This is a genomic window from Actinomadura sp. (assembly GCF_044508335.1).
Taxonomy (GTDB): Bacteria; Actinomycetota; Actinomycetes; order Streptosporangiales; family Streptosporangiaceae; genus Spirillospora.
Map to the genome: position 1 here is coordinate 1 of NZ_JBIQHY010000174.1, position 10,387 is coordinate 10,387.

Consider the following 10,387-nt stretch of genomic DNA (forward strand, 5'->3'; position numbering starts at 1 on the left):
CGGCGCCGGCGGCCCGCGCCCGAGCCCGGGCAGCATGCCGCCCCGGCCGGGCGGCCCGCGCCCGAGCCCGATGAACATGCCGTCCTCGCGGCCGACCGGCGCCCCCGGGCGCGGCGGTCCCGGCGGCGGCGGACGCGGTCCGGGCGGCGGCGGCCGTCCGGGCGGCGGCGGACGCGGTCCCGGTGGCGGCGGCCGTCCCGGCGGCGGCTTCGGCGGTCCCCGCGCGGGCGGCGGCGGTCGTCCGGGCGGCGGCTTCGGCCCCCGTCCCGGTGGCGGCGGCCGCGGCCGCGGCGGCACGCAGGGCGCCTTCGGTCGTCCCGGCGGGCGTCCCGCACGCGGGCGCAAGTCGAAGCGGGCGCGCCGCCAAGAGTTCGAGAACATGCAGGCGCCCGTCGCCGGCGGCGTCACGGCTCCGCGCGGCAACGGCAAGACCATCCGGCTGCCGCAGGGCGCGTCGCTGACCGACTTCGCGGAGAAGATCGGCGCCAACCCGGCGTCGCTCGTCGCGATCATGATGCATCGCGGCAAGATGCTCACCGCGACCCAGTCGGTGGACCCCGACGACCTCATCGAGCTCGGCATCGAGCTGGACTTCGACGTCCAGGTCGTCAGCCCCGAGGACGAGGACCGCGCGCTGCTCGAGTCGTTCGACATCGAGTACGGCGAGGACGAGGGCGGCGAGGAGAACCTCCAGCCGCGTCCGCCGGTGGTCACCGTCATGGGCCACGTCGACCACGGCAAGACCAAGCTGCTGGACGCCATCCGGCACGCCAACGTGCAGGCGGGCGAGGCCGGCGGCATCACCCAGCACATCGGCGCCTACCAGGTCGAGACCGAGGTCGACGGCGAGGACCGCAAGATCACCTTCATCGACACCCCGGGCCACGAGGCGTTCACCGCCATGCGCGCCCGCGGCGCCGACACCACCGACCTGGTGGTGCTGGTGGTCGCCGCCGACGACGGCGTCAAGCCGCAGACCACCGAGGCGATCGACCACGCCACCGCGGCGGGGGTCCCGATCGTCGTCGCGGTCAACAAGATCGACGTCGAGGGCGCGGACCCGAACCGGGTGCGCGCGCAGCTGACCGAGTACGGCCTGGTCGCCGAGGAGTTCGGCGGGCAGACGCAGTTCGTCGACGTGTCCGCCAAGCAGGGCACGAACATCGACGGGCTGCTGGAGGCGATCATCCTGACCGCCGACGCCGAGCTCGACCTGAAGGCCAACCCCGACATGCCCGCCCAGGGCTCGGCCATCGAGGCCCACCTGGACAAGGGCCGGGGCGCCGTGGCGACCGTGCTGGTGCAGCGCGGCACGCTCCGGGTCGGCGACTCGATCGTCTGCGGCGTGGCCAACGGCCGCGTCCGGGCGATGCTCGACGAGAACGGCAACAACGTCGAGGAGGCGGGCCCGTCCCGCCCGGTGATGGTGCTCGGCCTCGCGGCCGTGCCCAGCGCGGGCGACAACTTCCTGGTCGTCGACGACGACCGCGTCGCCCGGCAGATCGCCGACAAGCGGATCGCGCGCAAGCGCAACGCCGAACTGCTCCGCAGCCGCAAGAGCAGCTCCCTGGAGGAGCTCTTCCGCGACCTGGAGCGGGGCGAGCGGCAGGAGCTGCTGCTCATCCTCAAGGGCGACGTGTCCGGTTCCGTCGAGGCGCTGGAGGACTCCCTCCTCAAGATCGACGTGGGCGACGAGGTCAACCTGCGGATCATCCGCCGCGGCGTCGGCGCGATCACGCAGGACGACGTCAACCTGGCGCTGGCGTCCGAGGGCGCGGTCATCATCGGCTTCAACGTGCGGCCCGAGCGCAACGCGCAGGAGCTGGCCGACCGCGAGGGCGTCGACATCCGGTACTACTCGATCATCTACCAGGCGATCGAGGAGATCGAGGCGGCCCTCAAGGGCATGCTCAAGCCGGAGTTCGAGGAGGCCCAGCTCGGCACGGCCGAGGTCCGGGAGATCTTCAAGGTGCCGCGGATCGGCAACATCGCCGGTTCGATGGTCACCTCCGGGGTCATCCAGCGCAACGCCAAGGCCCGCCTCGTCCGCGACGGCGTCGTGGTCGCCGACAACCTCACGGTGTCGTCGCTGCGCCGCTTCAAGGACGACGCGACCGAGGTCCGCGAGGGCTTCGAGTGCGGTATCGGCGTGGGGTACAACGACCTCAAGCTGGGCGACGTCATCGAGTGCTTCGAGATGCGGGAGAAGCCCCGCGTCTGAGGCCGGCGGCCCGCCCGCGCGGCGCGTCCCCGCGGGGGCGCCCGCGCGGGCGGCCGGCCCGTCGCCGATGTGATCGCCAATCGGGTGACACGACGCCAGGCTGATCTTCTAGCCTGGCGTCCGGCATGTCCGGCCGGCCCCGCGCCGTGCGGTCGCGGCCGGGAACACGGCGGGCGATCCCCGTCGTTCCATTTTCAGAAGATCCCGAGGTGATCGACCAGGTGTACGTGGGTGCGCTGACACTCGACCTGCTGCTGGGGGACGTCCGCTCGCTGAAGCAGAAGCGGTCCGTCGTCCGGCCCATCATCGCCGAGGTGCACAAGCACTTCCCGGCGGTGGCCGTCGCCGAGACCGGCGGCAACGACCTGCACCGCAGGGCGGAGATCGGGGTGGCGGTGGTGTCCGGTACCGCCGCGAACTGCACCCAGGTTCTCGACCAGTGCGAGCGCCTGGTGGCCGGGCGGCCGGAGATCGAGCTGCTGTCCGCCCGCCAGCGCATCTTCAACGATGAGGACTGACCCGGATATATGGACGTTCTCCGGCGATGCGGCCATGGGAGCCGGGGCGCCGGTGGACCATAGAGGGGTCGGCTGACCATGGAAAGGGAGTGCGATCATGGTGGACGCAGCCCGGGCGCGCAAGCTCGCCGACCGCATCCAGCAGATCGTGGCCGAGATGCTGGAGAGGCGGATCAAGGATCCGCGGCTCGGCTTCGTGACCGTGACGGACACCCGCATCACCAACGACCTGCGCGACGCGACCGTGTACTACACGGTGTACGGGTCGGACGGCGAGCGCGCCGAGACGGCCGCCGCGCTGGAGAGCGCCAAGGGCGTCATCCGCTCGGAGGTGGGCAGGAAGACCGGGGTCCGGCACACGCCCAGCATCACGTTCGTCATGGACTCCCTGATGGAGAACGCGGCGCACATCGACGACCTGCTGGCCAAGGCCCGCGCCAAGGACGCCGAGGTCGCGCGCGCCGCGCAGGGCGCGACCCCGGCCGGTGAGGCGAACCCCTACCGCGAGGCCGCCGCGGACGAGGACGGCGAGGACGACCTCGGCGGGCGCGACGCGGCGGAGGGCGGTGAGGACGGCCGTACCGGACGCCCGTCATCGTGAGCGGGCCGGAGGGCCGCGCGGAGACTCCGGGCGCGGGCCGGCCGGAGGAGTTCCACCTCCACGACGTGGGCGGGCGCCCCGGGAGCGGCCATGACCTCGTCCCGCGCGGCGGTGGCGGCGGCGTGCGCGGCGGCTCCGCCGGGGCGGCGGGCGCGTCCGCCGACCTCGAATGGGACCGCGCGGTCGCGCTGATCCGCGCGGCGGAGGAGGTCTGCCTCGTCTGCCATGTGGCCCCGGACGGCGACGCGCTCGGCTCCATGCTGGCGCTGGCGCAGGCGCTCCGGGCGATGGGCAAGCGGTGCGCGGCGTCCTTCGGGGAGCCGTTCACCGTCCCGGCGATCCTGCGGTTCCTGCCGGGCCAGGAGCTGCTGGTGGAGCCCGCGCGGGTGCCGGCGGCGCCGGAGCTGATGATCTCGCTGGACGCGGCGGGCCGGGCGCGGCTCGGCGAGCTGGCCGGGCACGCCGACCGGGCCGGCGCGCTGATCGTCGTCGACCACCACGCGTCCAACACCGGGTTCGGCGGGGTGCGGCTCGTCGACCCGGCCGCCGCGGCCACCGCCGTGCTGGTCGAGGAGCTGATCCGCAGGCTCGGCGTCCCGCTGGACCGCGACATCGCGCAGGGCCTGTACGCGGGCCTCGCCAGCGACACCGGCTCGTTCAAGTACCCGTGCACGACCCCCGAGGTCCACGACCTGGCGGGCCGGCTGCTGACGGCGGGCGTCCGGCCGGACGCGGTCAGCCGCGAGCTGTGGGACCGGGCGCCGTTCGGCTACCTGCAGGTCCTCGCGGGCGCGCTGGCGCGGGCCCGGCTGGAGCGGGACGCCGCCGGCGGCCTCGGCCTGGTGTGGACGGCGATCGCCCGCTCCGACCGGGCCGCCCGCGACGTCCACTACGACCAGCTCGAAGGCGTCATCGACCAGCTCAGGCGCACCGACGAGGCCGAGGTCGCGGTCGTGTGCAAGGAGAACGACCGGGGCGAGTGGTACGTGTCCACCCGCTCCAAGGGCGCGGTCGACGTGGGCCGCGCCTGCGTCGACCTCGGCGGCGGCGGGCACCGGACCGCCGCCGCGTTCACCATGGGCGGGGAGCCCGCCGACATCATCGACCGGCTGCGCGCGGCGCTGCGCGTGCCCGGCGACCCCGACGACTGATTTCGGAGCGCGCGTGGACAATTCGGGACTCGTCATCGTGGACAAGCCCGCCGGCTGGACGTCGCACGACGTGGTCGGGCGGATGCGGCGGCTGGTGAAGACCCGCCGGGTCGGGCACGCGGGCACGCTCGACCCGATGGCGACGGGCGTGCTCGTCCTCGGCGTCGGCAAGGCCACCCGGCTGCTCGGGCATCTGGCGCTGACGGAGAAGGGGTACGACGCGACGATCCGGCTCGGGCAGTCGACCAACACCGACGACGCGGAGGGCGAGGTCACCGCGACCGCGTCCGCCGCGGGCGTGACCGACGCGGCGCTCCGCGCGGGCGTCGCGGCGCTGACCGGGCCGATCCGGCAGGTCCCGCCGCAGGTCAGCGCGATCAAGGTGAACGGCGAGCGGGCCTACAAGATGGCCCGCAAGGGGGAGGACGTCGCGCTCGCCGCCCGCCCGGTGACCGTCCACGAGTTCGCGGTCCTGGACGTCCGGCGCCACGGCGACGTGATCGACGTGGACGCGTCGGTCTCGTGCACGTCGGGCACCTACATCCGCGCGCTGGCGCGCGACCTCGGCGCGTCCCTCGGCTGCGGCGGCCACCTCACCGCGCTGCGCCGCACCCGCGTCGGCCCCTACGACCTGTCCGCGGCGCGCACCCTGGACCAGCTGGCCGAGAAGCCGGAGATCCTGCCGATGGGCGAGGCGGTCGCGGCGGTGTTCCCGCGCCGGGACGTCTCCGCCGAGGACGCCCGCAAGGTCGCGCACGGCGGGCGGCTCCCGGCCGCCGGGCTCGGGCCCGGACCGGTCGGCGTCTTCGCGCCGGACGGCACGCTGCTCGCCCTCGTCGAGGAGCGGGGCGGGCTCGCCAAGCCCCTCGCGGTGTTCGTCTCCTGACCAGCGGGGCAATACGCCCGTGGCGAGCATCACCGGACGAAGGTGATGCACAGAAACCTACGGCCGCGTAACCTACGTGAGCGTAGGTTCGTTGGTGAGGAGGTGTCCGTGACCACTGTGAAGGACCACCCCCCGGTGGCGTCTCCGACCCGCCCGCGGCTGCGCGGCTGGCTGCACCTCGGCGCGTTCCCCGCGGTGCTGGTCGCCGGGCTCGTGCTGGTCGCGCTCGGGCCGAGCCCGGAGGCGCGGCTCGCGTCGGCGGTGTACGTGGCGACATCGGGGATGCTGTTCGGGATCTCGGGAACGTACCACCGGCAGCGGTCGAGCCGGCTGATCGAGGCGCTGCGCCGGTTCGACCACGCGAACATCTATCTGATCATCGCCGGGACGTACACGCCGTTCGCGGTCCTGGCGCTGGACGGCGGCGTGCGCCTCGCCGTCCTCATCACCGTCTGGACGGGCGCGATCGCCGGCGTCGTGTTCCGCACCGCCTGGATCGGCGCCCCCCGCGCCCTCTACGTGACCCTCTACATCGTCCTCGGCTGGGTCGCGGTGTTCTTCCTGCCCCAGTTCCTGGAGGGCGCCGGCGTCGCCGCCTGCGTGCTGGTCGCGATCGGGGGCATCTGCTACAGCGTCGGCGGCGTCGTGTACGGCCTGCGCCGCCCGAACCCGTCGCCGCGCTGGTTCGGCTTCCACGAGGTGTTCCACGCCTGCACGCTGGCCGCCTACATCCTGCAGTACATCGCCGTGTCCCTGGTCGTCTACCAGTCCGGCTGACGGGTACCCCTGGGTGCGACCGGACGCGTCCGCTCATGGCACCCTTAGGGGCGGCAGGACAAGAACGGACAGGCACGTCCTACGCAGGGAGACAATGGTGCGGCGTTGGAATGGCCTCGACGAGGTTCCCGCGGACTGGGGCCGTTCAGTGATCACGATCGGCGTGTTCGACGGCGTGCACCGCGGCCATCAGCGGATCGTCGGCGCCGCGGCGGCGGAGGCCCGCCGCCGCGGGCTGCGCTCGGTGGCCATCACGTTCGACCCGCATCCCGACGAGGTCGTCCGGCCGGGCACCCACCCGCCGCTGCTCGCCACGACCAAGCGCCGCGTCGAGCTGCTGGAGGGCCTCGGCACGGACGCGGTCCTGGTCGTGCCGTTCACCCTGGAGCTGTCCAAGACGCCCCCGGACGAGTTCGTGCGGCAGGTCCTGGTCGACCGGCTGCACGCGGCGCACGTGATCGTCGGCGAGGACTTCCGGTTCGGCCACAAGGCCAAGGGGGACGTCGCGCTGCTGCGCGAGCTGGGCGAGAAGTACGACTTCACCGCGGAGGGCATGCCGCTCGTGGCGAACGGCGGCACGATCTCGTCCACCTACATCCGGGGGCGGCTCGACGCGGGCGAGGTCGCCGCCGCGGCGCGCGCGCTCGGCAGGCCGCACCGCGTCGAGGGCGTCGTCGTGCGCGGCCACCAGCGGGGCCGCGCGCTCGGCTTCCCCACGGCCAACCTGGAGACGCCGCCGAACACCGCGATCCCCGCCGACGGCGTCTACGCGGGCCGGCTGGTCTGCGACTCCGACCGCTACCCGGACTTCCGCTGGCCCGCCGCGATCTCCATCGGGACGAACCCGACGTTCGAGGGCGCGGGGGAGCGGACCGTCGAGGCGTACGCCCTGGACCGCGACGACCTCGACCTGTACGGCGAGCACATGGCGGTGGACTTCACCGCCCGCATCCGCGACACGCTGAAGTTCGACTCGGTCGAGGAGCTGGTCGAGCAGATGCACCGGGACGTGGACCAGGTCAGGGAGATCACCGCCGAGTGATCCGGACGAGCCACCCGTTTCGCTGCGTACCCTGCGATAACAGAGGTTTTCGCATCGTGACCGGGTGGGTTTCCGGCATGGTACGGTGAATAGTCGCCGGGAAGGGCCCCGGCGCGGCTGGCTGCACCCTCATGCGGCCCGCCACCCTCTTGAAACGCACCATGCGGACCCGTGCGCCCACCGGGCCCGGATCTGCGGGTGACGATCCCACTGAAGGAGCCACGTGTCGCTCGACACCGCCACGAAGAACCAGATCATCGCCGAGTACGCGACCACTGAGGGTGACACCGGATCGCCGGAGGTCCAGGTCGCGCTGCTGACGCGCCGCATCAACGATCTGACCGAGCACCTCAAGGAGCACAAGCACGACCACCACAGCCGCCGCGGCCTGCTGCTGCTGGTCGGCCGTCGCCGCCGCCTCCTGAAGTACCTCGCCAACAAGGACATCAACCGCTACCGGCAGCTGATCGAACGCCTCGGCCTGCGCCGCTAGCACGGTGAGGGAGTGGCCCGCCGGGGCCGCTCCCTTCCTTTATGGCCGCGGCGGGCCGCCGAGACGCCGCCCGCCCGGCCGCACAACTGCAGACAAGCCTCGCGGACACCGCCGGCGCGGGCCGGTCCTCGGTAGTGGCTTCCGGATCCGTCCCGCCGCATCGGCGGGCTCTCGATCCGGGTGCTTCGATCGAAGACCGGCAGCGTGACAAGCCGACGGGAAACGGCCGTGAGGTCCGACATGGAACCTGAGGAGGTTTCCCGTGACAGAAGCCGTGCGCATCGACGGTGCGCAGAGCACCGAGGCCGTGATCGACAACGGCCCGTTCGGCACCCGCACCATCCGCTTCGAGACGGGCCGGCTGGCCCGCCAGGCGGCCGGCTCCGCCGTCGCCTACCTCGACGACGAGACGATGGTGCTGTCGGCGACCACCGCGTCCAAGAAGCCCAAGGACAACCTGGACTTCTTCCCCTTGACCGTGGACGTCGAGGAGCGGATGTACGCGGCCGGGCGCATCCCCGGCTCGTTCTTCCGCCGCGAGGGCCGCCCCTCCGAGGACGCGATCCTCACCTGCCGGCTGATCGACCGGCCGCTGCGCCCGTCGTTCACCAAGGGCCTGCGCAACGAGATCCAGATCGTCGAGACGATCATGGCGCTGCACCCCGACCACCAGTACGACGTCGTGGCGATCAACGCCGCCTCGATGTCCACGCAGCTGGCCGGCCTGCCGTTCTCCGGCCCGATCGGCGGCGTCCGCGTCGCGCTGATCGACGGCCAGTGGATCGGCTTCCCCACCCACTCCGAGCTCGAGCGCGCCACCTTCGACATGGTCGTCGCCGGGCGCGTGCTGGCCGACGGCGACGTCGCGATCATGATGGTGGAGGCGGAGTCCACCCGCGACACCCTCAGGCTCGTCGCCGAGGGCGCCACCGCCCCGACCGAGGAGATCGTCGCCGAGGGCCTCGAAGCGGCCAAGCCGTTCATCAAGGTGCTGTGCAAGGCGCAGAGCGACCTCGCCGCCGTCGCGGCCAAGGAGACCGCCGAGTACCCGATCTTCCTGGACTACCAGGACGACGTGCTCGCCGCCGTCACCGAGGCCGTCAGCGCCGACCTCGCGCAGGCGCTCACCATCGCCGGCAAGCAGGAGCGCGAGGCCCGGCTCGACGAGATCAAGGCGGCCGCCGCCGAGAAGCTCGCCGAGCAGTTCGAGGGGCGCGAGAAGGAGATCTCCGCCGCCTACCGCGCCGTCACCAAGAAGCTGGTCCGCGAGCGGATCATCCGCGACGGGGTGCGCATCGACGGCCGCGGCCCGAAGGACATCCGCCAGCTGACCGCCGAGGCGCACGTCGTCCCGCGCGTGCACGGCTCGGCGCTGTTCGAGCGCGGCGAGACCCAGATCCTCGGCCTGACGACGCTGAACATGCTCCGCATGGAGCAGACGATCGACACGCTGAACCCCGAGCGCACCAAGCGCTACATGCACAACTACAACTTCCCGCCGTACTCCACCGGTGAGACCGGCCGGGTCGGCTCGCCGAAGCGGCGCGAGATCGGGCACGGCGCCCTCGCCGAGCGCGCCCTGCTCCCGGTGCTGCCGTCGCGCGAGGAGTTCCCCTACGCGATCCGGCAGGTGTCGGAGGCGCTCGGCTCCAACGGCTCCACCTCGATGGGGTCGGTGTGCGCGTCCACCATGTCGCTGCTCGACGCGGGCGTCCCGCTGAAGCAGATGGTGGCGGGCATCGCGATGGGCCTGATCAACGAGGGCGACGAGTACGTCACGCTCACCGACATCCTCGGCGCCGAGGACGCCTTCGGCGACATGGACTTCAAGGTCGCCGGCACCCGCGACCTGATCACCGCGCTGCAGCTCGACACCAAGCTCGACGGCATCCCCGCCTCGGTGCTGGGCGCCGCGCTGAAGCAGGCCAAGGGCGCGCGCCTGGCGATCCTGGACGTGATGCAGGAGGCCATCGAGGCGCCCGCCGAGATGAGCCCGAACGCGCCGCGGATCATCACGATCAAGGTCCCGGTCGACAAGATCGGCGAGGTCATCGGCCCCAAGGGCAAGATGATCAACTCGATCCAGGACGACACCGGCGCCGACATCACGATCGAGGACGACGGCACCATCTACGTCGGCGCCACCGACGGCCCGTCCGCCGAGGCCGCGCGGCAGGCGATCAACGCGATCGCGAACCCGCACATGCCGGAGGTCGGCGAGCGGTTCCTCGGCACCGTCGTCAAGACCACCACGTTCGGCGCGTTCGTGTCGCTGCTGCCCGGCAAGGACGGCCTGCTGCACGTCTCGCAGATCCGCAAACTGCACGGCGGCGCCCGGATCGAGAACGTCGAGGACGTCATGGGCGTCGGCGAGAAGATCCAGGTCGAGGTCACCGAGATCGACCAGCGCGGCAAGCTGTCGCTGGTGCCGGTCGAGGTCATCGAGCGCGAGGCCGCCGGACAGGACGAGGGCGGCGACGGCGCGGAGGCGTCGCGCAACGGCGACTCCGGCGAGCGCCGGGAGCGCCGCGACGACGGCGAGCGGCGCGGCCCGCGCCGCCGCCGCACCCGCCGCGGCGGCGACGACGCCGGCCAGCGCAACTCCTGACCCGAGCCGATGACCGGCCGGGCGGCCCCCGGCGGGGGCCGCGGGGCGGCCCGCCGGGGGCTTCCCCCCGCGGGAAGTGGGGCACACGCG

Annotated in this window: 9 protein-coding genes; all 9 read left to right on the forward strand. The window is 72.8% G+C overall.

What is annotated here, in order from left to right; genetic code table 11:
* On the forward strand, positions 1-2,221 hold a 2,221-nt coding region (gene infB, locus ACIWVC_RS32835), incomplete at its 5' end, for a translation initiation factor IF-2 (protein ID WP_396455037.1).
* Between the two features lie 209 nt (positions 2,222-2,430).
* On the forward strand, positions 2,431-2,739 hold the full coding sequence (locus tag ACIWVC_RS32840; protein ID WP_396452591.1) for a DUF503 domain-containing protein: 309 nt from the start codon (positions 2,431-2,433) through the stop codon (positions 2,737-2,739).
* Between the two features lie 97 nt (positions 2,740-2,836).
* Positions 2,837-3,340 carry a 30S ribosome-binding factor RbfA gene (rbfA, locus tag ACIWVC_RS32845; RefSeq protein ID WP_396452593.1) on the forward strand — a complete coding sequence of 168 codons (504 nt, stop codon included), beginning with the start codon at positions 2,837-2,839 and terminating at the stop codon, positions 3,338-3,340.
* A complete protein-coding gene (locus ACIWVC_RS32850; RefSeq protein WP_396452595.1) occupies positions 3,337-4,491 on the forward strand; it encodes a bifunctional oligoribonuclease/PAP phosphatase NrnA in 1,155 nt (384 codons plus the stop codon). The genes rbfA and ACIWVC_RS32850 overlap by 4 nt, the downstream gene beginning before the upstream one ends.
* Before the next feature lie 13 nt (positions 4,492-4,504).
* Positions 4,505-5,377: a tRNA pseudouridine(55) synthase TruB gene (truB, locus tag ACIWVC_RS32855; protein ID WP_396452597.1), complete on the forward strand. Its 873-nt coding sequence runs from the start codon at positions 4,505-4,507 to the stop codon at positions 5,375-5,377.
* A 108-nt stretch (positions 5,378-5,485) separates the two neighbouring features.
* Entirely contained in the window at positions 5,486-6,154 is a 669-nt protein-coding gene (locus tag ACIWVC_RS32860; RefSeq protein WP_396452599.1) for a hemolysin III family protein, read from the forward strand.
* 97 nt (positions 6,155-6,251) lie between these two features.
* Complete coding sequence (locus ACIWVC_RS32865; RefSeq protein WP_396452600.1) at positions 6,252-7,196, forward strand: bifunctional riboflavin kinase/FAD synthetase; 945 nt, start codon at positions 6,252-6,254, stop codon at positions 7,194-7,196.
* Between the two features lie 223 nt (positions 7,197-7,419).
* Positions 7,420-7,689 carry a 30S ribosomal protein S15 gene (rpsO, locus tag ACIWVC_RS32870; RefSeq protein WP_067792110.1) on the forward strand — a complete coding sequence of 90 codons (270 nt, stop codon included), beginning with the start codon at positions 7,420-7,422 and terminating at the stop codon, positions 7,687-7,689.
* A 280-nt stretch (positions 7,690-7,969) separates the two neighbouring features.
* The gene (locus ACIWVC_RS32875; RefSeq protein WP_396452602.1) at positions 7,970-10,297 is read left to right on the forward strand and encodes a polyribonucleotide nucleotidyltransferase; all 2,328 of its coding nucleotides are present in this window, start codon (positions 7,970-7,972) and stop codon (positions 10,295-10,297) included.
* Positions 10,298-10,387 lie beyond the last annotated feature (90 nt).

What these genes read in the sequence shown, in the direction of transcription:
- rbfA (WP_396452593.1), top strand. Translation starts at nt 2,837, where the DNA reads ATGGTGGACGCAGCCCGGGCGCGCAAGCTCGCCGACCGCATCCAGCAG.